The sequence below is a fragment of the Ruminococcus sp. 8Y-12 genome, assembly GCF_058119865.1.
Genome location: NZ_CM176623.1, coordinates 2,753,396 through 2,778,594, shown reverse-complemented (window position 1 = coordinate 2,778,594; position 25,199 = coordinate 2,753,396). Strand labels below are relative to the sequence as shown.

Here is a 25,199-nt window from a genome sequence, read left to right as displayed (position 1 = left end):
GCTTGTTTTGTGAACCAGAAGCCACTTTTGTAAGCGAAATGCAGTTTGATTTTTTACTTTTATTGTCGTATGATAATAATATAAAGTATGCCAAAGGGAGGTCGACTCCCTCTCGATTTTTTTCTAATCGGAGAATCCACCCCTAATTCCTTAGACAGATTAGACGTTGGCGACACACTAATGTATTATTTTTTGAGAAGGGCTGGTTTTAACAGGATGTCTCTGGCGGCTACCAGATCACATCCAAGTTTTTGTAAAACCTCTTCTCCATGATAAAAGCTGAAGGTTTCGTAGAGGCTACGATTGTTCAGCTTTTTTCTTTTGTATGAATTAATGTGATTCATCATCAGGCTGATGTCTGCCTGTGTAAGGCCTTGAAAGCTTGTCCCTTTTGGAAGGATTCTGCGTATCAGCTCATGGTTTACCTCAATCGCTCCTTTTTGGTATGGACTTGCGGCATCACAGTAAAACACTTTGGTCCTTAGGCTTGTAAAACGCTCTGGCCCGTACTCAATTGCTTTAGGATTTGAGAATTCACTTCCGTTGTCAGTCAAAATCACTGGACACAACTTTTTAAACATCTCATGTCCAAGTGTTTGATGCAGTCTTTCAAATATATCAGTTACTGATTTTGAAGTATTCGCATCTCGTAAAAAAGCAAGCATGAAACTGCATTCCACAAAGTGAATGGCAAGAAGGCATTTGCTCCTTTTTCTCCAATAACTGAATCCATCTGCACAATGTTTGTGTCAGAATTCTTTTCGAGGAACTCACAGAAATTTTTGTAATTGCGATTTATACGGCAGCCTTTATCAACTTTGAATTCTGGCTTTTTGTACCGTTCCCGGAATTTTACTTTGCGAGGCAGGTCAATATTTCTGATGTCAAACAAACATGTATCAATGTAATTATAGAGGGTCTTTTCACTGCACATCAGTTCATCCTGATGATTGATATAAATCTGATTTACGGACTGCCCCTGTTCCACAAGAGGCGAAATGATTTGATTGAGTCTGCTGACTTCCTCCTCTGAAACACAAAGACCGCTCCTTGATACAGAAATCTTTTCATGTGCATGGAGGTGGGCTTGTTCCGCATTATAAATGTTTTTCAGAAGCGTGCACTTACCAATGGTTTCGCAACCATTGCAAACATAAGGCACTCGAAATCTTGCCATGCATATTTCTTCCAGAAATTCTATACAGTTTGAATTACAGGATTGGCAAAGCTTACAATAGAATCTGATTTACGGGTACACTCTTTTCCACAGACCTTTTTCTTCCTGCAGTCAAATCTGCTTTTACAGGCATTGAAAGTGAAACCTGGATAACCCGTGGCAATGAGCGAGCTATAGTTACGAACTTCTCTGGAGATGGTAGTTGGATTTTTATCTATGCGGCGCGCAATCTCCTTAAATGACAAAGAAGCCTTTAGATATTTTTGCAGGCTGTGCCTGTCTTCGTAAGTAAAAAATTTAGACATCCGATATCCTCCGTTCGGCCGCCAACTCTTATAGGATAAAGGAATCGATAGTGCTATGGGAACGGAAAAGACTGGTAATCTCATTAAGTAATGAAACTATACCAATCTTTTTTGTAAGCCAGAATGCAACCTTCTGGCATCTATATTTATTTTTAGATTTTAACTCAATCTGGAATTGGAAGGGTTGCATTTCGATTTACAATTGAGGTGATGAGATATTATAAGCTTTTTGATTTACTCTCACGCCGTGACATGAAGAAAACTGATTTATTAGTAGTGATTTCTGCTCCCACACTTGCAAAGTTGTCAAAAGGAGAAAGTGTGACAACGGATGTGCTTTGTAAAATTTGTGCATTTTTAAATTGTCAGCCAGGAGATATCATGGAATACATCAAATAAAAAATCCGGTAATGTAGGAATACAGTTATCCTACATCACCGGATTTTTATTTACAAAACACTTTTCTACGCAAAACCTTTGAGTCCATTAGAAATTTCAACCTATTACATTTAATCAAATCATCTTAAAATGCCTCAATGCATCTTCAATCGCTTTTTCCTTATCCAATGGCACTTGCGGAACTTTAGATTTCCCATCGCCAACATTATAATTAATCCGTTCAATTAAACCATGCTTTCTTTTAACCTGTGCCACATATAATTGTGACACCTTCATCCCTGTATGTTCAAGCACATATTGCTTTATTTCATCATAGGTTGCCTTACTCTCTGCCGATGTCAAATCCATCTCATCAAGCTCAATTTTAACCTCAATAGATTTGGCCGACTTTAGTTTGGACAAAAGGACAACCGTTTCCACATGCGGCGTCCCAGGAAACATATCAACACACCCACCCTTCACCACCCGGTACCCGCCTTCCTGCAACACCGCTAAGTCTCTTACCAAACTTGTAGGCTTACAAGAAATATACACCATTTTCTCCACCCCAAATCCAATGATCTTTTCCAAAGCCCTGGGATGTATCCCATCCCTGGGTGGATCGAGCACAATCAGATCCGGCTGCTCCTCCACCAGATCAATGGCCTTCAGTACATCTCCTGCTATAAATTCGCAGTTCTCCAGCCCATTCATTGCAGCATTCTCCCTGGCTGCTTCCACCGCCTCCTCCACGATCTCAATACCCACCACTTTTCTGGCAACAGGGGCCAGCATCTGTGCTATGGTTCCGGTTCCGCTGTACAAGTCAAAGATCACTTTATCCTTTGTCTCTCCCACATAGGAGCGGGCCAGCTCGTAGAGCACCTCTGCCCCCAAGGAATTTGTCTGAAAAAAGGAGAATGGCGAAATCTTAAACTTCAGTCCCAACAGCTCCTCGTAAAAAAAGTCCTGTCCGTAGAGGATGTCTGTGCAGTCATTTTGTACTATGTCTGCCAGACTGTCATTATAGGTATGCAGTATCCCTGTAATCTTCCCGGTCAGGGCAAGTCCAAGAAGACCGTCTGCCAGTTTTTTAAATGAGTGCTCCTGCTGCGTGCTGGTCACAATATCCACCAGAATTTCGCCGGTTTTAGCGCCTTTTCGAACCAACAGATGGCGCAGGTACCCCTCGTGGCTCAGCTTGCGGTAGTAGGTAAGTCCCTCCTCCTTACAGTATTCCAGCACACAGGTCAGGATTTTTCCAAAATCATCGTCCACAATACGGCAGCCCGGTACATTTACGATATCATAAAAGCTTCCTCTCTTATGCATCCCCAGTGCAAGAGGACCGTCCTTAACCTCATCCCCAAAGGAAAACTCCATCTTATTGCGGTAGGCCTCCGGCCTTGGGCTTCCTTTAATTTCCTCGAACTCGAAGTCTGTACACACGCTATTAAGCAGCTCTTTAACCTGGTTCTCTTTCATGCGCAGCTGGTCTTCATACGATAAATTCTGGTAGGTACAACCCCCGCATTCCCCGAAATGGATACAGGCCGGCTCCACCTCTCCAGGTGCCTTTTCAAGTACTTCCAGAAGACGTCCCTCACCTTTTCCCTTCCGGATCTTGTTGATGGAAAAACGCACTTTCTGACCAGCAATGCCATTTTTTACAATGACCTGTTTTTCTTCTCCCTCTACCTTCACAATCCCTTTGTTTGGAAAAATTACTTTCTGAATCTGCCCTTCCAGAATTTGTCCTTTTTTCATATTCCTCTCCTCTGCCTTTGTAATTTTCTATAAGAGTGAAAGAAGGCAGGTGTCTGCTGACATCTGCCCTTTTAAAGCCTCAGTATTTGTTTCAATCTACGCTCATCCATTTCACAGAGTATGACTTTTATCTAGTACATTTTCCGCTAAATAAATACCCCATATACTTGTCTGAATATCCGAGACCACTGCCCTTCCTCTTGTTTTGGGGAATTCCTCTGTACCCATGACGGTGGGAGGATCTCCGCTTATCTTATTGAAAGGCTGCCCATGGCAGGCTTTCCGCATCACTGCTTTACATCTCTCCTACACAAAACTTTGTTAGCTGCAGACCTGATTCCTTACTCTGCATCTCCACTTTCATCTGCATCCTCGTCCGCATCGTCAAAGTAATCGTCAAAATCATCATCGAAATCATCCTCAAAGTCTTCCAGATAATCCGGTGTAAAATAACGATATACCCCATATGCTATGGCTGCCACTGCTGCTACTGCACCTATGATTGCTAACACCCAGAGTACCGTATTTTTCTGTTTCTCTTCGTCCTTTTTTTGTAAAGTAGCTAAGAGATCTTCAAACTTATTCATATTCTACACGTCCTTTCTGTAATACCATCTTAATATTTAATACTTTTTAATAGTATATCACTATTCGGTCAAGATTACTATAGAAATAATTTTTAAATTTTTTTAAGTTTCGCAAAGGCGGCAAACATCTTCTTCACACCCGCCTTTTCAAAGTTCACGGTGACCTCATAGTCCTTTCCGCCCTCTACTATCTTTTCCACAATGCCCACTCCGAACTTGATGTGTTTGACGGTATCGCCCACTTCATAGTCCAGGGAGTCGGATTTTGTGACCTTAAAGTCCTTGGGTTCAAAGGCTTTTGCTTTAAAGGCATTTTTTGCCTGTATGTACGCGGTCTGCTTGGGTAGCTCCTTGACCTTGGGCTCCAGAGGAATCCCTATACTCACCAGGTCCCTGGGGATCTCCTGTATGAACCGTGAAACCCGATTGTACTGTGTCTCCCCGCGGATCATGCGCTGCCTTGCACTGGTCAGTGTCAGGTGCTGCATGGCTCTTGTGATCCCCACATAGCAGAGCCTGCGCTCCTCCTCTATATCAGTAGGATCATCCGACATGATGGTCATATAGCTGGGAAAAACTCCGTCCTCCAAACCTGCCAGATACACATTGGGAAATTCCAGCCCCTTCGCGCTGTGGAGGGTCATCAGCACCACATGGTTGCTCTCCTCCTCCAGGCTGTCGATATCAGCGACCAGAGCAACCTCCTCCAAAAATCCGCCAAGCGTTGGCTCCTGTTCTTCCTCCTCATAGCTAACCACCTTGGTAATCAGCTCGTCAATATTCTCGATACGCGCCGTGGCCTCATCCGTGTCCTCCGCCTCCAGCTCTTTGACATAACCTGTCTGCTCTATAATCTCGGAAAGCAGTTCATGAACGGATAAAAATTCAGCCTGGCTGCGCAGAGTCTGGATAAAGGTTACAAACGGCTTTATCTTTGCAGCGCTTCGCCCCAGAGCCGGGATATCATCCGCCCTCTTTAATGCCTCGTAAAAACTGATTCCATTGACCACCGCATAGTCCTGCACCCTAGTGAGCGTAGTTGCCCCGATCCCTCGCTTAGGCACATTGATAATCCTGCGCACTGCCAAATCATCTCTGGCATTGTCTACTGTTTTTAAATAGGACAGCAGATCCTTGATTTCTTTTCTAGCATAGAAGTTGATGCCGCCAATAATTTTGTAAGGAATATTGGACATCAGGAATTTTTCTTCAAAGAGACGCGACTGGGCGTTCGTTCTGTAGAGAATCGCGCAGTCATTGTAAGTGTACTCTCCGCTTCGCACCTTTTTGGAGATATCTCCTACTATGTACTCCGCTTCCTCGTAGGCAGTCAGAAACTGCTGGAATTCAATGGGATCACCCTCTCCGTTGGCTGTCCAGAGTGTCTTTGCCTTTCGCCCCACATTATTCTTAATCACAACATTTGCCGCATCCAGAATGGTCTGGGTGGAGCGGTAGTTCTGCTCCAGCTTGATGGTCCTGGCATCTGGAAATACCTGCTCGAAATTTAGGATATTTCCGATATTGGCGCCTCTGAACTTGTAGATGGACTGGTCATCATCCCCCACTACACAGAGATTTTTATACTTGGATGCCAGAAGACTGATCAGCTTAAACTGTGCCGTGTTTGTGTCCTGGTACTCGTCCACCATGATGTATTTGAACCGCTCCTGGTAGTACTCCAGCACATCCGGACAATTCTGAAACAGCTCTACGGCCTTCACGATCAGATCATCAAAGTCCAGAGCATTGCTGCTCTTTAGCTGCTGCTGATACTCCCGGTAAGCGTCCGCAATCTTCTTCTTTCCAAAATCCCCCATGGTATTCAGAGTATACTCCTCGGGGCTGATCAGTTCATCCTTGGCCGATGAAATTGCCCCCAGGATAGCCTTTTCCTTGTAAACCTTTGTGTCGATCTGGAGACGCTTGCACACATCCTTCATCACTGATTTCTGATCATCGCTGTCATAAATCGTGAAGTTGTTGTCAAATCCAATCCGGTCAATGTAGCGCCTCAGGATGCGCACACAGGTGGAGTGAAAGGTGGATACCCAGATACTCTCTGCCCCGAATCCAACTAAACTGTCCACCCTCTCCCGCATCTCCCCTGCCGCTTTATTCGTAAATGTAATAGCCAGGATATTCCAGGGGTTCACACCCAGCTCATCAATCAGATACGCAATTCTGTGCGTCAATACTCTCGTTTTTCCGGAGCCGGCCCCGGCCAAAATTAAAAGAGGCCCTTCCGTACAGAATACGGCCTCCTGCTGTTTTTCATTTAAGGTATCATAAATACTCATCTGTTTCCCACCTAATCTTTCTGTCTGCTGACTTGGGCATACATGTGTTCCCATTTTCCGCCTGTGGACATTATACTATATCTCGAAAAGGATATCTACCCTGAATTGGATTTTCTCTCTGTACACTAGTTTGAGATTGTATTCTCCTATTTCTGCATGAAAACACTTGCCATCTAGTTTTAAAAACTATATAATGTAATAAGAGGTGAACAAGATGACGATTGATAAAGACAACATGATAGAAAGTATATTGAACAGTCTATCACGTATTGATTATATTAAGTCGGAAGACATTCCCAATATTGATTTATATATGGATCAGGTTACTACCTTCATGGATGCCCATCTATCCGCTTCCAAAAGGTATCCGGATGACAAGATTCTGACAAAGACCATGATAAACAATTATGCAAAGAATGACCTGCTTCCGCCTCCTTTAAAGAAAAAGTATTCCAAGGAGCACCTGCTGGTGATGATTTTTATCTATTATTTTAAAGGGATTCTCTCGATTACTGACATCCAGGCGCTCTTAAACCCAATTACCCAAACGTATTTCCAAGCCAAGTCCGGCTTTGATATGGAGGCACTCTACAATGAAGTTTTCAGTCTAGAGAAAACCCAGGTGGACAAGTTAAAGGAGGATATACTGGAGAAGTATAACACTTCCCGGTCTACGTTTCAGGAACTCCCCCAGGCTGAGCAGGAGTTTTTGCAGACCTTTTCGTTTATCTGTCTGCTGAGTTTTGATGTATATATTAAGAAACAGCTAATTGAAAAACTCGTTGACCAGCTCCCCAATAATTTGGGCACAAAGCCAAAAGATACGAAAGCCTCCGAATAATTGTCTGCCAAATCTTAAAAATATAGGGACTGTGGGAGAAAGGATTCTATATATCATCAATCCTTTGTCTCACAGTTCCTGTTTTTTAATCCCTCTTATCTTACGTCATCTGTTCCCCATATACTGTATATCCGTTTTTTCCATGTTTTTTGGTCTTATACAGAGCTTTGTCCGCCTTCTTATACAGGCTCTCAAAATCATTCCCATCTCTTGGAGCCAGCGAGATACCGATGCTGGCTGTAATATGCCAGCTATCTCCATCACATCCATACTGCCGGTCCAGCGCAACAGACAATTCTTCCGCCTTCTGTTTTATCTGACCATCCTCTAAAATGGGTACAAAGGCTGCAAATTCATCTCCCCCTATGCGCCCCAACAGATCCTCCTTTCGGAAATGCTTCAGGATTGTACTTACAAATTCCATTATCACCTGATCACCAAACGCATGCCCTCTCTGATCATTCACCTGCTTAAAATTGTCAATGTCAAAGATAAAAAAAGCGTAGGCTTGTTCCGGTTCTTTTCTCAGAATACGCTCTATGCCATGCTGTGTCGCAGTCTTTGTAAGGATGCCTGTCATCTCGTCCGTCTGAGCCAGAAACAGCATGCGTTTCTCCTGCCTTTTCTCCGCATCAATATTCTGCCGGTAAACCAGCATATGGATCGATCCATCACCCTCAAATGGAACGATTCGTGCAATGATGCGCATCCAGTAATAGTCTCCACCATTCGCGATCATAAAATCATAGCGCAGGGTCTCTTTTCCCTCTCTGTATGCTTTCAAAACATTCTCCGGGGTAAAGGTCTCAATGTACCCCTGGCGAAATTCCTCTTTGATCTGTTTCTCGGCAACGATATGCAGTGATTTATCATAGGGCGTATCCGGCGGCGCCCCCAGGCTTTCAAAATATTGGGCTGTGACTCTGTCCGCAGGACAGTTGTGCGTGATATCCAGCTCATAGATATTCTCAAACAGTTGTTCCGTGGCCTTCTCAAACATACTTCTGCGATCCTGTTCGATTGACTGAGTCAGCGAGACAATCTGTCGGTTGAAATTTCGTATCACATTTGTTATCACAATTAAAATCACCACAATGATCGCAGCAATCACACCTGTTGTGACAACCATCTGCAGATGAAGTTCTCTCACAAAGGAGTCCGAATCGCGCTCCACCACCAGATGCCAGTCCAGCTCTGGCAGGTACCTGGTCATAATGTAATTATTTTTCCCCCCGCCTTCCAAATCATTGGTCCAAAATCCATGCGCTCTCTCTGCTTCCCGCCAGCCAAGTATTTCACCCATCACCTTATCGCTATATTGGTCCAGAGCCATCAGGTGCACAGCCTCATGGCCTGTGTAGCTGCCGGAAATCTGTATGGTTCCCTGTTCATCAATAAAATAAGCCTGCACTCCATACTCATCCAGATACCCCTTAAGCAGCTGCTGCAGTGTGCCAATCCTAAGTCCCACTCCCACAACTCCCATTATCCGGTCCTCTTTGTCTTTAATCTTACAGTTGACAAACACGGTTATCTGATTCTCTGCGCCCACCACTTCATCATTGTCCACATTCATGGCATATTCCACATCACTTTTTAAAAGATCGTAATACCATGTGTTTTCCTCGTTGTCCGACGTAAGTACACGGTCCAGCCCATTATAATTATAATATCTTTTTGTTGCGTCAGAGACGAGAAAAACGGAATCGTAGTCATACTTTTTTTGATAGCTTCTCAGATATTCTTTTATTGTCTTAATATAGTCCTCATCCTCTTCACGCGCTTCCTCCTGTGAAAGCAGGTCCTTTAGCAGACTATCGTTGGCTATTGTAAGGGATACATTTACCGGCTTAGTAAATGTGGAGGACATCTGATAGTAAATGCCCTCAGAAGTCAAAGTTGACACCTGCTCAATATTTTTAAGAGAAGAACTGTAATTTGCCCGATAGCTCAGTGCAGCAGTCAGTGCAAAACCCACAACAATGATCAAACATATAAGCACATTCGTTCGAAGTAAGATGTTTTTCTTCATAAAATTCTCCCAAGGATATTCTTTCTGTATAATAAAATATGCCCCTCTGTAACGTCAGTTCCTAGTATGGACTGTCTGTTACAAGAGGAGCATATACTGCTTTATAATATCCCTTATTCTTCTTTTGCTTCCATCCTGGTAAACACCATCTCATAGCCGTCATTTCCATAGTTCAAGGATCTGTTTACCCTGCTGATGGTGGCAGTGGATGCTCCGGTTTTTTCCGCTATCTCCAGGTAGGTCTTTTTCTCCCTCAACATCTTAGCTACCTCAAACCTTTGGGAAAGAGAGAGCAATTCATTTACTGTACATACATCCTCAAAGAAAAGATAACATTCCTCTTTATTTTCCAAATTCAGAATCGCCTCAAAAAGATGATCCACCGACTCTGTTCTTATCTTCTTACTCATAAGCTACCCCTTCATACAAGCATATTTAATACCTCTCTATTTTAGCACAGTAAAGTTTTACTGTAAAGAGATAATTACAGGCGCCTGTACCGGTTGGTATACTTCTTATACTCTTCCACAGACCGGTTTACAACCAGTTCCTCCGGAAAATTCATACATTCCAGGAGGGGTTTTAAGAAACAATGGTTTCCCACATCCTCCTGAGTGTGGGCATCGCTTGCCAAAATCACCGGAACCTGATATTTCATACAATATTGCAGCATCACCACATCATTGGGCAGGGGATCTTCTCTGGCGCCTTCCGGGTGCAGAGAGTTGTTGTTGAGCTCCAGAAGCACGTGATGTTCCTTTGCTGCAAGCACCAGTTTTTCATAGTCCACTGGAAATCTGCTGTCATCCGGATGCCCGATAATATTCACATAAGGATTCTGCATTGCCCCAATATAGGCTGCTGTGTTCTGCTCCCTGGTTCCTCTGGCTATGCAGGGGGTATGCAAACTGGCAATCACCACATCCATCTTCTTCAACAGATACTCATCCATATCCAGTTTTCCATCATAATCTATAATATTCGCCTCTACCCCGAACAGCACTTCCACCCCTGACATCTCTCTTTCCAGAATGCGCAGGTTCATAAAATGGTATTCATGGCAGGTACCGGGCATAGCCATAGCGTGATCCGTAATTGCCAAAAGCTCCAGTCCTTTCTCCGCAGCCGCTGCTGCCATCTCATGCATGGTACTGTAGGCATGTCCGCTGGCTATGGTATGGGTGTGCGAATCCAATACGTCTCTCATCTGTGTATCCTTCCTTTCGCCTGTTGTCTCCTATTATACGTTCTTTTGCAAAAAATGTAAAGCGGGCACAAAATAAAGAGTACATCCCACACGGAGACTTGTTATTTCATAAGATCCATTTACCCAAAAAATGAAAACAGCCTGGAGCGCTGCTCCAGGCCAGATTCCATCTATGTCTATTTATTTTCTTCTTTCACATAGCCAATAAAATGATTCCTATAAAGAATCTGAAAATATTTGGTCAGGCGCTCGATCAGAGGTTCCGCCGCATCCCCGAACTTTTCTTTCACAAGCTTTGAAATCTCGTAGATAGACTTCTTTCCGTCCATCTGCTGCCAGATGAAGCTTCCGTACTCATCCAGGCTGATATGGCTGAATCTGGGCCGCTTGAAAAGCTTCTGTGCCAGCCAGTTATAGAATCCTTTGTTTTCCATCTCAATCACTACGATGCCCTTTTTATCCAGCTTCCAGGAAAACTCCGGTGCACAAACTGGTACGTAGTCCAAATAGTTTTCTTTTTTCTTATTCTTCATAGTTTATTTTTCTTTTCTCCAGAGTGTAACTTTTAACAGTGTAAGAGCTAAAAGGACAAAGAAGACCAGTCCGCCGATATTTCCAAGCACACCGTTTCCAATGCCGCCCAGGAAATCGCCCAGAGTGCCTGCTCCCAGTGGAATAAGCGCAAACACGGCCAAAAGGATACCTACAAGGCCTTCACCCGCAATCAAGCCGGAGCAGTAGAGAACACCGTTTTCAACCATTCTCTTCTTCTTTTTCTCTTCCATGTTCTTTCTCTTCTCAAGGAACCAGCGGATCACACCACCAGCCATCATCGGTGTACTCAGATGGATAGGCAGATAGAGACCTACTGCGAAGGGCAGTACCGGAATTCCCAGAACCTCTACAATGATACCAATGAAAGCACCTGCGAATACCAGATTCCAGGGCAGGTTTCCACCCATAACGCCCTCTACGATCATCTTCATCAGAGTAGCCTGCGGTGCGGGAAGCTCCGCGGAGCCATAACCCCATGCCGCGTTCAACAGGTACAGAATGGCACCGATGGCGATTGCAGAAGCGATGACACCGATGATCTCACCGATCTGCTGTTTCATTGGTGTAGCACCCACGATATAACCAGTCTTCAAATCCTGAGAGGTATCACCAGCTATGGCTGCAATGATACAGATAACAGAACCGATAGCGATGGCTGCTGTCATTCCGCCCTGTCCCACCTGACCGGTTGCCTTTAATGCAAAGGTTGAAATCAAAAGGGTTGCAATTGCCATACCGGATACAGGGTTGTTGCTGCTTCCGATCAGGCCAACCATTCTGGAGGAAACCGTTGCAAAGAAGAAACCAAAGATAACGATCAGTACTGCACTGAACAGGTTTACCGGTACAACCGGTACCAGCCATATAATAATAGCCAGTGCCAGAACACTGATCAGGATCACATTCATAGGAAGATCCTTGTCTGTTCTGAGTCCTGTGCTGGCTCCGCCTTTTCCGTATCCCTTCATGGCATCACGGAAAGTTTTGATAATCAGAGGCAGAGACTTAATCAGACTGATCACACCACCGGCTGCCACTGCTCCGGCACCGATGTATTTGATAAAGTTTGTCCAGATAGCGAAGGAGCCTCCGTCCGCATACAATTCTCCTACCGTAACCGTAGCGGGAAAGAGTACGATATCTTTACCAAACAGTAAAATCAAAGGCATAAGTACAAACCAGCCCATGATACCACCTGCAAACAGGTAAGAGGAAATCTTTGTTCCACAGATATAACCTACACCCAGCAGAGCCGGAAGCACGTCCATACCAACGCCGGAGCCTGCATATGCAGGAATCTCCCAGTGTACTTCACTTGGGAACAGTTTGATTCCATCTGCAATAAACTTGTAGCCGGCTGCAAGGCCCAAGCCTTTAAATACGATACCGGCCTTTGCACCGCCCTCTTCTCCTGCCAGAAGCACTTCAGCACATGCCTGTCCTTCCGGATACGGAAGCACACCGTGCTCCTGTACGATGAGAGCTTTACGGAGAGGTACCATAAAGAGTACACCAAGGCATCCGCCGATGGCTGCGATGATCGCGATCTCCACCAGGGAAGGTGCCTCTGTTCCCCACTCAGTTGCCCAGAGGAACAGTGCAGGCATAGTAAAGATAGCGCCTGCTGCAACGGACTCACCGGCTGAACCGATGGTCTGTACCATGTTGTTTTCCAACACGGAATCCTTTTTCAGGATAACGCGTATAACGCCCATGGAAATTACGGCTGCGGGAATGGATGCAGATACCGTCATACCTACACGAAGTCCCAAATACGCGTTTGCTCCGCCAAAGAGAACTGCCAACAGAATACCTAAGATAATCGAGGTGCCTGTAAACTCTGGCATATTCTTCTCTGCCGGAACGAAGGGTTTGAAGTTTTTGTTTTCACTCATTTCTTCTTTCTCCTTACATAATATTTGTCCGTCTTATTATAACATAATGCGCCTATATATGGCAATTGAATTGTGCATTATGTCATCAGAAAATTTTAACATTTTCTTAACTCCCTTTTAAGATCCCCATATACACGGGAGTTTGAAACATCATTTACAGAATCGATTTTTCTAAAAAACAGAATGAACAGATTTATTTTGCACAACAAACAACAAAAAAACACACCGTCCTGTACATAGGAAAAGGCCGCCTCCTCCCGTTTTTTCAACAGGGAAGCGACGGCCTTGTCTTATGATTGCTGATTCAATTTCTCATTAGCCTTATTCGTTAGGGTATGCTTCCTTTACACGGTCTAACTCTTCCTGGGTCAGGCGCAGAATGGTTCCATGACGTTTTTTCAGTTTGTCGAAGGAATACTCACCGCTCTTTAAAATCTTCCAGGAATTGTTGGCATTGTCAGCATCTTCGATATTGGTGGTTACGATAGGAAGATATCCTGCGCCTACGCTGTACTGGTCTGCGAACAGTCCGTATTCCGGTACGTTCGGGTTTGCCCAGTCTTTCTTATTGAGCTGGAAAAATTCCGGTCCCTCAAGAGTGCTGTTGTCCAGCTTGTTGATTCTAAGTCCGCTCAGGTCAAGGTTCAGCTCGTCAAGGTCATATACCTTTTCCCAGCCTGCCGTATCCATAAGATCATCATTCTTCATGATACGGATTCCGCCGTTTTTCTCTGCGTTGTCACCGTCCTTGGACGCGCTGTAATACATATCACCAATCTTAATGATCGTGGTGTCAATGATTTCTCTTCCCTTGTCGCCCTCCAGATTGTCCATCTGGTTATCAATCAGAAGCCTGGTGTCAGAGAAGTTCACGAAATCTCTGGTCGCCACATAGTAAATAGCGTTTGGTTTTGCTTTGTATTTTGTCTCCGGGTTCATGATACTGGATGCAAAGAAAATGATGTACTCCCCAGTCTTGTCGTTGTAAATCATCTCCGGCGCCCATGCCATTCCCGCATTCTCAGGTGCTACCTTGATGTGTTTTGGTGTTCCCCAGTTTACAAGGTCGGCAGACTCCCACAGCACTAAGTAGTGGCTTCCGGTGGTGCTTGGGTCATAGTAGCCCTGCTCGTTTTTCTTCCATCCGCCTCTGTGATAGATACTCAGGTCAGTTGCAATCAGGAAGAATCTGTCTCCTTCCGGTGAACGGTAGAGATATGGGTCTCTCACGCCCAACTCTCCTACGGTACTGTTGAGTACCGGCTTTGCATTGTTCATATCGGTAAAGTTCAGTCTGTCTTCACTTAGTGCGAAGTAAATCTGCTCCTGGTCAGCTCCGCGTTCACCAATGAAGTGTCCAAACAGATATCCGGCATAATCATCTTCCGTGATTTCCTTCGGAGCTGCTTTCACGGTTACACGGATATTTTTTTCTATGCTGATTTCGCCCCTGGTAATGGTTGCTGTTAGGGTAACTCTCTGATCTTTTTCGCCTCTGGTTACCACACCGGCTGCCATGCCGTCTGCTTCTTGATCGGTAACCACTGCAGGGTTGCTGCTCTTCCAGGTAATGGTTGCCCCATCCAGCTCTTCAAGCAATGTGATGTTTCCGCGTACATTGTTTGAGTTTGGAATGGTAAGTTTATTGGCAATCTTCTGTACTTCTTTTTCTGCCAGATGCTCCTCGCTGTTGGGGAACGCTGCCTTCACACGGTCTAACTCTTCCTGGGTCAGACTGAGAATGGTTCCGTGACGTTTCTTCAACAGGTCGAAAGAGTAGTCGTCAGACTTCAGAATCTTCCAGGAGTTGTTGGCATTCTCAACATCTTCAATATTGGTGGTTACGATTGGAAGATATCCTGCGCCTACGCTGTACTGGTCTGCGAACAGTCCGTATTCCGGTACGTTCGGGTCTGCCCAGTCTTTTTGGTTAAACAGGAAGAATTCCGGTCCTTCCAGAGTGCTGTTATCTAGCTTGTTGATTCTAAGTCCGCTCAGGTCAAGGTTCAGCTCGTCAAGGTCATATACCTTTTCCCAGCCTGCCGTATCCATAAGGTCATCGTTCTTCATCACGCGGATTCCGCCGTTAGCTTCCGCATTGTCGCCATCTTTGGATGCGCTGTAATACATATCACCAATCTTAATGATGGTGGTGTCGATGATCTCTCTTCCCTTGTCACCTTCCTGATTGTCCATCTGGTTATCAATCAGAAGCCTGGTGTCAGAGAAGTTCACGAAATCTCTGGTTGCCACATAGTAAATAGCGTTTGGTTTTGCTTTGTATTTTGTCTCCGGATTCATGATACTGGATGCAAAGAAAATGATGTACTCCCCAGTCTTGTCGTTGTAAATCATTTCCGGAGCCCATGCCATTCCTGCGTTCTCAGGCGCTACCTTGATGTGTTTTGGAGTTCCCCAGTTTACAAGGTCGGTAGACTCCCACAGCACTAAGTAGTGGCTTCCCGTGGTACTTGGGTCATAGTAGCCCTGCTCATTCTTCTTCCATCCGCCTCTGTGATAGATACTCAGGTCGGTTGCAATGAGGAAGAATCTGTCGCCTTCCGGTGAACGGTAAATGTACGGGTCTCTCACACCCAACTCGCCTACAGTACTGGTGAGTACCGGCTTTGCGTTGTTCATATCGGTAAAATTCAGTCCGTCTTCACTTAATGCAAAGTAAATCTGTTCCTGGTCAGCTCCGCCTTCACCAATGAAGTGTCCGAACAGATATCCGGCATAAGCTTCCGGAGTAAGCGCCTTCGGAGCTGCTTTTACTGTAATTTGAATGGTCTTGGTTGCTGTCTCTGTTCCCTTTTTCACGGTTGCGGTCAGCGTAATCTTCTGGTCTGCTGTTCCTCTGGTTACCACACCGGCTGCCTTGCCGTTTGCGTCCTTGTCAGTTACAACTGCCGGATTGCTGCTCTTCCATGTAATCGCTGCACCATTTACTTCTGTTGGAAGAGTAATATTTCCGCGAATATCATTGGCATTCGGAATTACAATTGCATTTAAGGTCGCCTGCATATCCGATGATGGTCCTTCAGGTACTACAGGCTCTTCAGGTACTATAGGCTGATCACCGCCTGATGCCTTAGGCCGGACAGTCACTCTGTACACAATCTTGGTTTTCTTCTTACCAATCTTATTGGTTATTGTAAGCTTAGCCTTACCAGCTTTTAAACCCTTAATGGTCACTGCCGCCTTTTGGCCTTTTTTTACCTGTTTGACAATCCTGACAACTTTTGCATTACTGGTGGCAAACGTAGCTTTCGTCTTTTTAGTTGCGTTAGCTACTTTAATTTTTGCTGTTTTTCCCTCCGTTACGGAAATGTTCTTGTTTAGCTTAACTGTTACTTTGCATATAAGCCTGGTCTTTTTTCCACCAGCCTTATATGTAGCGGTGATGCTTGCTTTACCTGGCTTTACACCCTGAATGGTTGCAGAGACATTCTTGCCTTTGCTGACCTTTTTGGTGATTTTCACGACTTTTTTGTTGCTGGTCTTCCAGGTAACCTTTGTGTTTTTCGTTGCACGTTTCAGTTTAATGGTTGTTTTTTTCCCTTCAACTACAGAAACACTTTTCCTGCTCATAGCAAGCGGCGCCTTTTTGGCCGCTGCTGCACCCATCGGCACAGCCGTAAGAGCAAGTACCACTGCTAATGTAATTGCCAGATACCTTTTCAATACCTTCATTCTTTTCCCTCCTTAATACATTATGGTATATGATTATCATAACAAATTTTATTTCTAAATACATATGTTTTCTTTCTCTTTTTGTATGAAATTTTATGTAATTTATAGATTAATTTATTTTTGTTACAAAAGTTTTTTATTCTTACTTTTCATTTATGAATTTAACTCCATAAATAACTTGTTTTTTACAGGAATTTTTGGATAAGTATTACAAATTATTTATTTAATAATATTGCATCCTCAAATTAAATTGTGCAATTTGTCCTTGGTAAATTTTAACATTATCTTAACCCCTTTTAAGATTCCCATGTTCTTGCGGAATTTGTTTGCTTTCTCTTTATATTTTTTTTATTGTCTTCACAAACAATTTAGCCGCCTGCCACATCTTTTTCATATCTATTCCGTATACTAATAGACAGATGAAGCGAAGAGCTTTTTCACATACATTTTTTCTCTTTCCTTTGGACTGGCGACGGCCAGTCCTTTTTTGCACCTTTTTGCAGAAATATCATACAATATACCACTAGCAAAAAGGAGGATGTTTATGAAAAAGTATCTTGTCTGCGCACTGGCTCTCGCCCTCTGCGCCGCCATGCTGGGCGGCTGCAAAAAGGACACTGAGCTGACAAAAGTCACACTCAATGAGGTGGCCCACTCTATTTTCTACGCTCCACAGTATGTAGCCATTGAGGAAGGGTATTTTGCTGAGGAGGGAATTGACCTGGAACTTGTAACCGGATTTGGGGCGGATAAAACTATGACCGCCGTTGTCTCCGGGGATGCTGATATCGGTTTTATGGGTTCCGAGGCTTCCATCTACGCGTACAACGAGGGGGCTGCGGACTATGCGGTAAACTTTGCGCAGCTCACCCAGAGAGCCGGCAACTTCCTGGTTGCCCGTCAGGAAATGCCAGACTTTTCCTGGGATGATCTTCGGGGAAAAAACGTATTGGGAGGACGCAAGGGAGGAATGCCTGAAATGGTGTTTGAGTATATTCTAAAGCAAAACGGGATCGACCCCGCAGCTGATTTGAATATTGACCAGAGCATTGACTTCGGCTCCACTGCTGCTGCCTTCTCAGGAGGCCAGGGGGAATACACGGTAGAGTTTGAGCCAGGCGCCACCTCACTGGAAAAAGAAGGCGCAGGCTATGTGGTGGCTTCCCTGGGTGTGGACTCGGGTTATGTTCCCTACACTGCCTACAGTGCAAAAAACAGCTTTATTAAGAAAAATCCGGAGATTATACAGGGCTTTACCAATGCTCTGCAAAAAGGTATGGACTATGTAAATTCCCACACTCCGGAGGAGATTGCCAAGGTCATCCAGCCTCAGTTTAAGGAGACCGATCTGGACACCATCACCACCATTGTACAGCGTTATTATGAGCAGGATACCTGGAACGACAATCTGGTTTATGAACAGAAGAGCTTTGATCTTCTGCAGGATATCCTGGAAAGCGCAGGGGAACTGACCAAGCGGGCTCCCTATGATAATCTGGTAAACACCACTTTCGCCGAAAAAGCAGCTAAATAACAAGAAAAAGGCAGAACCGTCACCCCTGGTTCTGCCTTTTTCTGTCTTTGTCTTTTTCTCTATGAATCATTTTGGACCAGCGGGAAACACTATACATAAACGTCATAATTTGAGGTGTAATGTGAATCCTGCTGTTAAATATACTTTCATTATCCTTTGTTTTTCCATGTGTCTTATTAAAAATATTAGAAAACTCAGACTTACTTCTGTGCGCTGCCTTTTAGCCGGCTTATTTTTTACCGTTTTAGCTGACTACTTTCTGGTTTTCACATACAATTTTATACCTGGCATTCTCTTATTCTGCATTGTTCAATTTTGCTATTGCCGCATCTTTGACTATTCTCTCCTGTTTTTGGCAGAAAACGGTCTGCTGGGTGCAACCCTTGTATGGATCGTCAGTCTTATCCTGCATTTTCCTTTGGATATCACTGCGCTTCTGGCATTTTTTTATTTTTTCTGCCTGGCTACAAATGTCTTTTTGGCATGGCAGAGATCCGGCGCGTGGCTCTCTCTTGGTCTCACGCTCATGCTTCTGTGTGATATCCATGTGGGACTCTCAGCCCTTCCAGCCTATCTTTCCATCTCCCCTGGGACGCCGCTGGCCCTGTGGTGTAAAATAGCTCCCATTGTCATCTGGGTTTTGTATGTACCGTCTCAGCTGATCATGGCTCTGCAATCGGATTTTCTGAATATTGTACATCCTGTAAGCATACATGCAGGTGCAGGTGAGGGCAGCCGTTAACCGGCTGTCAGGCTTTGGCCAGCTTTTCCCCCAGGTCTCTGCACTGTCTAAGCACATCATCATCCGGTTCCTCATTTGACATGACACCGTCACAGATCAGCTTGCCCCCGTGTGACTTAATACGCTCCTCCCAGTCTCTCATCCATTCGCCATCTCCCCAGCCGTAAGCGCCGAAGAGTCCAACCACTTTTCCCTCCAGACTCTTTTCCAGCTCTTCCATAAAGGGCTCAAAAAGGTCTTCTTCTAACACCTCACTACCCATTGCCGGGCAGCCCAGGGCAACCACTTTGTCCCCTGTCAGGTCCTTCGGGGATACTTCCGTTACCTCATACACCTTCCCCTCGGCACCTGCCTCCTTTATGCCCTCAGCCACCGCCTCAGCCATGGTCTGAGTATTTCCTGTTCCGCTCCAATATACAACCTTAATTTCGCTCATATTTTCCTCCTAAACTATAATCTGCTCCACTGCGAATCCACTCATAAACTCTCTGGCAGCCTTCTCCCGCACGCGGTCATACATGCCAAACACTCTTCTGGCCTCGCCGGGGTTGTGGTATACCTTCCAGTATCCTGTAAAGAGACTGTTTTTTCCTTCGTTTTCAATAAAAGCCTCCACATCCCGGAGTGGGTACTGCAAAAAGATCCCCAGTTCATGTGGGAACCCGCTCTCCCCCATGCTGTAAGCGGCATACCTGCAAGCCAGTCTGCTAAGCACTGGCTCCAAATTAAAAACCGTGTAGCCATACTTTTCCAGGAAGGCCATCACCTCCGCCTTTCCCAGCAAATTGATAAGCCATTTTTCCCGGTACAGCAGTACCACATCGTTCTCCCTCCCGGAAGCCAGACATATCCACCTGATCTTACTGTTTTCCCACTCCCGCTTTAGCTTACTCCAGAACCCTTTAGGGATGGTGATCAGATTGGATGCCTTTACGCCTTTCAGAACAGGGGCACATTGAAACACAACCTGAAACTGCATTTTTCGAAACACACTGCTCTTTGCCAGATAGTCCAATAATATTTCCGCCGGCATGCCTGCCTCCTCTTTTTTCTGCCACTTATCGAAAGCTTTACGCTTTTAAACAATAGTTTCCTAAAATTTCTTTTAACGCGTTTGCACTGCTGGAATGGGAACGCTCTACCGCAATGTTATTTTTGCTGGCTTCCTGAACCGCGCAGTGAACCATTTTGTGCGAAACTGTGGAAGTAAAGAGAATGATCAGATCCGGACATCCGATCTTGCTCCTCAGATCTGCTGCCATCTTTGCAAAGACCTTAGCCTTGCAGTTGTGAGCTTTGCAGATCTGCTTATATTGGCATACCATTCTCTCATTTCCGCCGATTATCACTACACTCATAGTATCCTCCATTCCTGTGTTTTTATTTCGTGTTTTTATAGTTAGTTTAAACTAACTTTTCATTATCATAATCTATTTCCCCCTGAAAAACAAGAGGTTTAAATGAGAAAATCTCGCAGAAGCTGCCAACCTTGGCTAATCACTTCTGCGAGATTGAAACAGGGTCCGGATTCTTTTTTCTCCCGCCTGCAGTCTTTCCTCCACAGCCTGGCTCTCCCCCAGTATCTCCGCAAAGGCCTCCTGCTCATCCAAAATGCCCTGCCCGTGCGGAACCAGGTATGCTCCCGCATCACTTCCCAGAGCCAACACTACCCCCTCTTTAAATGCACATCTGACATTCTCTGAGACAGACCTGTATATTTGCCTAAGCGCTTCCTCGGGATACCTGCCGCATCCCAAAAGGTTGCGTATGGTAGCAAGGGTGGGGACCCAAATTGTGCCATACTCCGCCATTGCCTGTATACAGTCCCTGTCAATATAGTTTCCATGTTCAATGCTGTCCGCCCCGGAGAGAACGGCGTTTCGCACAGCAGAGGCGGTGTTGGCGTGCACCATCACTGCAAATCCTTCCTCATGGGCAATGTGCACCATCTCCTTAATCTCCCTCTGTTCCAGAGGCGTCCCGGTCACTGCCCCGAACTGCTCATACCGCATGATTCCGGAGACCATAATTTTGATAAAGTCGCCCCTCTCCGTTTTCACTCTCTGAACCAGTTTTCGATAACCTCTCATATCCTCAAAGGCAAATCCCACAATCCCCCCGTAGTGGCCCTTCTTGTGTATGGCAAACAGAGGCGTTCGGTAATCTATTCCGAAATCCGGCGCCATATTCCTGGCTGCGGCGGAAACGCCGAGAGCGTCACCTCCATCCCGGACAAAGGTGACGCCTCTCTTTTGGTACTCCCGAAACCATCTGCGGATGTCTTCGGCGCAGACATGGCCCCTGTGAAGCTCCACTGCTTCCATGTAATTATAACCATTCATAAAAATGTGTGCGTGGCACTCTCCGAACATGAAAATCCTCCCCCTAACGTTTCCAGGTAGCAGGTACAAACAGGATCATCATAGGCAGCAGCTCCAGCCTCCCGGCCAGCATGTCAAACATCATCACAAATTTAGAAAGGTCTGAAAAGCTGCTGAAATTCCCGGTTGGCCCCACAATTTCCAGGCCCGGTCCAATGTTGTTCATGGTTGCCGCCACAGCTGTAAAGTTAGTAATCATATCCTTGTTGTCCAGAGAAATCACCAGCAGGGAGGCCGCAAAAATGACCACGTACAGCACGATAAACGCATTGATCGAACGCACCACCCCGTGTTCCAGAGCCCGTCCGTCCATCTTCACCTTCTTGACCGCTCTGGGATGGCAGACCATGGAAATCTCCTTCTTAACTCCTTTAAGCAGAATGATCACTCTGGAGACCTTGATGCCTCCTCCCGTACTTCCCGCACAGGCCCCGACAAACATAATCATCACCAATATAGTCCGGGCAATCTCCGGCCACTGGTTAAAGTCCGCGGTGGCAAACCCCGTTGTGGTAATAATGGACCCCACCTGGAAAAATGCATGCCGCAAGGCCTCCTGCGCATTGGGAAACATAGGCAGAATGCTGATGGTAATCACCAGAGTGGATGCCCCGATGATGCCCAGATATCCCCAGAGCTCTGCGGAGCGCAGCGCCTGCCCTGCCTTCTTCTTCAGCAGCAGGTAGTAGACATTGAAATTCACTCCAAAGAGTATCATAAATATGGTCACCACCACCTGTATAAAGGCGGAATAGTCCCCCAGGCTGCTATTTTTAATGGCAAATCCACCCGTACCAGCAGTTCCAAAGGATATGGTAAGAGCGTCAAACAAGGGCATTCCCCCTGCCAGGAGGATAACGATTTCCAATACAGTCATCCCAAAGTAAATCGAATAAAGGATCAACGCAGTCGTGCGGATGCGCGGAACCAGCTTGCTCACACTTGGGCCCGGGCTCTCCGCCCGCATGATATGCATCCCCGCACCCCCGCCCTTCAACGGCAGAATGGCAAGAATAAAGACCAGAACACCCATTCCTCCCACCCAGTGAGTAAAGCTGCGCCAAAACAGACTAGCGTGGGAAAGCGCCTCCACGTCCGTCAGAATACTGGCTCCTGTGGTTGTAAAACCAGATATCGTCTCAAATAGCGCATCTACTAAGCTGGGAATCTCTCCTGAAATCACAAATGGCAGGGCTCCAAATATACTGAGTACAATCCAGCTCAATGCAACTACTACCAGTCCTTCCCGCACATATATGGTACGGTTCTGAGGTTTCTTTCGGATCATCAAAAATCCAACCAGTGCACAGAGCAGCATCACTGCCAGAAATGCTGTTCCGCTATCCTCTCTGTAGATGAGAGAAACCACCACAGGAAGTGCCAGGAACATGGATTCAAAATAGCACACCCATCCCAGCATATGTATAATCATTCCATAATTCATTTTTCCACACTTTCCCTAATCCTTCAGGATATCACTGATATCATTCAGTCCGGTATTTGTAGTGATCACCACCACAGTGTCGCCAAGCTTTAACATATCCTGCCCTTTTGGGGTAATAATCTTACCGCAGCGGTTGATGCACCCAATCAGCAGATTGTCCTTCAGCCTCAATTCCTGTAAAGGAGTATTCAGCATGGGGGCATTTTCCCGAATACAGAACTCCAGCGCTTCCACTTTGGACTCCACCAGATGATGAAGCGTCTCCACATTACTCCCAATAGAATTTTTCATGGCCCGCACAAAACGAACAATATATTCCGCTGTCACATACTTGGGATAGATGATACTATCCAGGTCCAGCTTATTGATAACCTCATCAAAATCTATGCTGTTGATCTTTGTGATTACCTTCAGATCTGCTTTGTTCCTGGCATACATGGAGAGCAGAATATTTTCTTCGTCCATGTTCGTCAGCGTCACAAAGGAGTCCGTGTGCATCAGACCTTCTTCCATCAGCAGATTCTTGTCAATTCCATCCCCACAAATCAAGGTTGCTCTGGGAAGCAGCTCACTGAGTTCCTCACATCGCTTCTGGTCCCTCTCTATGATTTTCACGTTGATTCCCATGTTCAAAAGCTGGCTGGCCAGGTAAAAGGTCACCTTGCCCCCACCCACGATAATCGTATCTTTAACCTGGTTTGTCTGCACCTTAATCTTCCTGAAAAACTGGCTGGCATCCTTAGGAGGAGCTACTATGGAGACGATATCCCGCTCTTTCAGCACAAAGGTACCGCTGGGAATGACAGCCTCCTCCCCCCGCTCCACTGTGCAGACCAGAACCTGACAGCGCAATTTTGTGCTGATATCCCTGATCTCCATATTGTGCAGCACAGACCCTGGATGGACTTTAAACTTGAGCACCTCCACTCTTCCCTTTGCGAAGGTCTCAATTTTGATGGCAGACGGGAATCTGAGTATCCTGGCAATCTCCGCAGCCGCGGCCATCTCGGGGTTAATCACCATCGCCAGCCCCAGTTCCTCCTTAATATAGCGTATTTCCTTGTGAAACTCCGGATTTCGCACGCGTGCGATGGTCTGGCAGTTACCGGCCTTTTTGGCGATCAGACAGCAGAGCAGATTCAGCTCATCGGACCCCGTAACGGCAATCAGCAGGTCCGATTGCTCGACACCTGCATCCTCCAATACACTGTGGTTTGTTCCGCTGCCCACAATGCCCATAATATCCAATTTATTTGACAATCCCTGAACCACCGTGAAACGGCGGTCTATGACTGTGATGTCGTTTCCTTCCCTGCTCAGCTGTTCTGCAAGAGTGGCGCCGACTTTTCCACAGCCAACTATGATAATTTTCATTATTTCCTCCAGTAGTATCTTTTCTGTGTCATTTTTCAATAACCAAATGATAACTGTTCAGTACTTTCACAGTTACACCAAATGATTCTATAGCACATTGTACTCAAAGACTGTGAAATAATCAATACCTATTTTCATGAATTCCAACAATAGTTACTGTTCACATGCTCACAGTTACATGCATAAATCCATGCAAAATCGCCTTCGGCGATGGGATTTATGCACCCCTGAATCATTTTCTCACGGTCTGCGCAGTAAATGCTCAGACCTGAGTGAACAGTAATCAACAATATCTTTTATGGCTTCCCCTGCCATGATCAACCCCGCCACAGAGGGCACAAAGGCAATGCTGCCAGGAATCGCACGCCGATGCTCCTCAGTCACAGTTTTGAGGGGTTTTTTGACCTCCTCTTTGGAATAGACCACCTTTAGTCTCTTGATCCCCCTTGCTTTTAATTCCCTGCGCATCACCTTCGCCAGGGGACAAACCGAGGTCTTGTACACATCAGCCACCTCAAACCGGGTGGGGTCCAGCTTATTGCCAGCGCCCATACAACTAATAACAGGCACCCTGGCCTTGGCGCAGCGCACTGCCAGCTCCAGCTTAGCGCTCACCGTATCCACGGCATCCAGCACATAGTCATACTGTGTAAAGTCAAACGAATCTGCATTTTCAGGCAAAAAAAAGCACTCATAAGTATTTACCACCGTGTCCGGGCTGATGTCCCCAATCCGTTCCATCATCACCTGGGTCTTTGGCCTGCCCACAGTGGAATGCAGAGCGATAATCTGGCGGTTTATATTGCTTACGGACACCACGTCCTTGTCAATCAGGTCAAGGGTTCCCACTCCGCTTCTGGCCAGTGCTTCGGCGGCATAGCCGCCCACACCGCCTATGCCAAACACAGCAACCCTGGCGCTTCTCAATCTTTGGACCGCTTCCCCGCCAAGAAGCATCTCTGTCCGTTCCAGCTGTTCCCGCTCCAT

General features: G+C 45.7%; 20 protein-coding genes and 1 pseudogene. 4 read left to right on the top strand and 17 right to left on the bottom strand.

All coding sequences use genetic code 11. From position 1 onward, the window contains the following. Positions 1-185: 185 nt before the first annotated feature. Positions 186-1,482: pseudogene (locus AC0THY_RS10315) on the bottom strand (IS30 family transposase). 210 nt (positions 1,483-1,692) lie between these two features. Between AC0THY_RS10315 and AC0THY_RS10310 the strand changes: the two are divergent. Continuing rightward, on the top strand, positions 1,693-1,881 hold the full coding sequence (locus AC0THY_RS10310; RefSeq protein WP_489990523.1) for a helix-turn-helix domain-containing protein: 189 nt from the start codon (positions 1,693-1,695) through the stop codon (positions 1,879-1,881). Between the two features lie 114 nt (positions 1,882-1,995). Here the strand turns inward: AC0THY_RS10310 and rlmD are convergent, their stop codons facing one another. From rlmD to pcrA, 3 genes are all read right to left on the bottom strand, one after another. Next, complete coding sequence (gene rlmD, locus AC0THY_RS10305; RefSeq protein ID WP_489990522.1) at positions 1,996-3,627, bottom strand: 23S rRNA (uracil(1939)-C(5))-methyltransferase RlmD; 1,632 nt, start codon at positions 3,625-3,627, stop codon at positions 1,996-1,998. Positions 3,628-3,968: 341 nt separating this feature from the next. Continuing rightward, a complete protein-coding gene (locus AC0THY_RS10300) occupies positions 3,969-4,214 on the bottom strand; it encodes a hypothetical protein (RefSeq protein WP_489990521.1) in 246 nt (81 codons plus the stop codon). Between the two features lie 92 nt (positions 4,215-4,306). Then, a complete protein-coding gene (gene pcrA, locus AC0THY_RS10295) occupies positions 4,307-6,514 on the bottom strand; it encodes a DNA helicase PcrA (RefSeq protein ID WP_489990520.1) in 2,208 nt (735 codons plus the stop codon). A gap of 214 nt (positions 6,515-6,728) precedes the next feature. Between pcrA and AC0THY_RS10290 the strand changes: the two genes are divergently transcribed. Beyond that, a complete protein-coding gene (locus AC0THY_RS10290) occupies positions 6,729-7,355 on the top strand; it encodes a DUF1836 domain-containing protein (protein WP_489990519.1) in 627 nt (208 codons plus the stop codon). Between the two features lie 100 nt (positions 7,356-7,455). Here the strand turns inward: AC0THY_RS10290 and AC0THY_RS10285 are convergent, their stop codons facing one another. The 6 genes from AC0THY_RS10285 to AC0THY_RS10260 form a co-directional block, all read right to left on the bottom strand. After that, positions 7,456-9,387: a sensor domain-containing diguanylate cyclase gene (locus AC0THY_RS10285; RefSeq protein ID WP_489990518.1), complete on the bottom strand. Its 1,932-nt coding sequence runs from the start codon at positions 9,385-9,387 to the stop codon at positions 7,456-7,458. A 113-nt stretch (positions 9,388-9,500) separates the two neighbouring features. Beyond that, positions 9,501-9,797: a YerC/YecD family TrpR-related protein gene (locus tag AC0THY_RS10280; protein WP_489990517.1), complete on the bottom strand. Its 297-nt coding sequence runs from the start codon at positions 9,795-9,797 to the stop codon at positions 9,501-9,503. 74 nt (positions 9,798-9,871) lie between these two features. Then, positions 9,872-10,594 carry a phosphatase gene (locus AC0THY_RS10275; RefSeq protein ID WP_489990516.1) on the bottom strand — a complete coding sequence of 241 codons (723 nt, stop codon included), beginning with the start codon at positions 10,592-10,594 and terminating at the stop codon, positions 9,872-9,874. A gap of 176 nt (positions 10,595-10,770) precedes the next feature. Further along, the gene (locus AC0THY_RS10270; RefSeq protein WP_489990515.1) at positions 10,771-11,127 is read right to left on the bottom strand and encodes a PqqD family protein; all 357 of its coding nucleotides are present in this window, start codon (positions 11,125-11,127) and stop codon (positions 10,771-10,773) included. 3 nt (positions 11,128-11,130) lie between these two features. After that, complete coding sequence (locus tag AC0THY_RS10265) at positions 11,131-13,044, bottom strand: OPT family oligopeptide transporter (RefSeq protein ID WP_489990514.1); 1,914 nt, start codon at positions 13,042-13,044, stop codon at positions 11,131-11,133. Positions 13,045-13,365: 321 nt separating this feature from the next. Further along, positions 13,366-16,737: an immunoglobulin-like domain-containing protein gene (locus AC0THY_RS10260; RefSeq protein WP_489990513.1), complete on the bottom strand. Its 3,372-nt coding sequence runs from the start codon at positions 16,735-16,737 to the stop codon at positions 13,366-13,368. Between the two features lie 544 nt (positions 16,738-17,281). Between AC0THY_RS10260 and AC0THY_RS10255 the strand changes: the two genes are divergently transcribed. Continuing rightward, a complete protein-coding gene (locus tag AC0THY_RS10255; RefSeq protein WP_489990512.1) occupies positions 17,282-18,271 on the top strand; it encodes an ABC transporter substrate-binding protein in 990 nt (329 codons plus the stop codon). 352 nt (positions 18,272-18,623) lie between these two features. Continuing rightward, positions 18,624-19,013: a hypothetical protein gene (locus AC0THY_RS10250; protein ID WP_489990511.1), complete on the top strand. Its 390-nt coding sequence runs from the start codon at positions 18,624-18,626 to the stop codon at positions 19,011-19,013. Between the two features lie 7 nt (positions 19,014-19,020). Here the strand turns inward: AC0THY_RS10250 and AC0THY_RS10245 are convergent, their stop codons facing one another. The 7 genes from AC0THY_RS10245 to AC0THY_RS10215 all read right to left on the bottom strand — a co-directional run bounded on the left by AC0THY_RS10245 (position 19,021) and on the right by AC0THY_RS10215 (position 25,199). After that, on the bottom strand, positions 19,021-19,449 hold the full coding sequence (locus AC0THY_RS10245; RefSeq protein ID WP_489990510.1) for a flavodoxin: 429 nt from the start codon (positions 19,447-19,449) through the stop codon (positions 19,021-19,023). A 9-nt stretch (positions 19,450-19,458) separates the two neighbouring features. Beyond that, positions 19,459-20,046: a DUF3793 family protein gene (locus tag AC0THY_RS10240; protein WP_489990509.1), complete on the bottom strand. Its 588-nt coding sequence runs from the start codon at positions 20,044-20,046 to the stop codon at positions 19,459-19,461. Positions 20,047-20,083: 37 nt separating this feature from the next. Next, positions 20,084-20,371 carry a DUF2325 domain-containing protein gene (locus AC0THY_RS10235; RefSeq protein WP_489990508.1) on the bottom strand — a complete coding sequence of 96 codons (288 nt, stop codon included), beginning with the start codon at positions 20,369-20,371 and terminating at the stop codon, positions 20,084-20,086. 135 nt (positions 20,372-20,506) lie between these two features. Next, on the bottom strand, positions 20,507-21,385 hold the full coding sequence (locus AC0THY_RS10230) for an amidohydrolase family protein (protein WP_489990507.1): 879 nt from the start codon (positions 21,383-21,385) through the stop codon (positions 20,507-20,509). A 13-nt stretch (positions 21,386-21,398) separates the two neighbouring features. Beyond that, positions 21,399-22,838, bottom strand: coding sequence for a TrkH family potassium uptake protein (locus AC0THY_RS10225; protein ID WP_489990506.1), 1,440 nt, complete (start codon positions 22,836-22,838; stop codon positions 21,399-21,401). 15 nt (positions 22,839-22,853) lie between these two features. Continuing rightward, a complete protein-coding gene (gene trkA / locus AC0THY_RS10220) occupies positions 22,854-24,212 on the bottom strand; it encodes a Trk system potassium transporter TrkA (RefSeq protein ID WP_489990505.1) in 1,359 nt (452 codons plus the stop codon). 240 nt (positions 24,213-24,452) lie between these two features. Beyond that, positions 24,453-25,199: a tRNA threonylcarbamoyladenosine dehydratase gene (locus AC0THY_RS10215; protein WP_489994175.1), complete on the bottom strand. Its 747-nt coding sequence runs from the start codon at positions 25,197-25,199 to the stop codon at positions 24,453-24,455.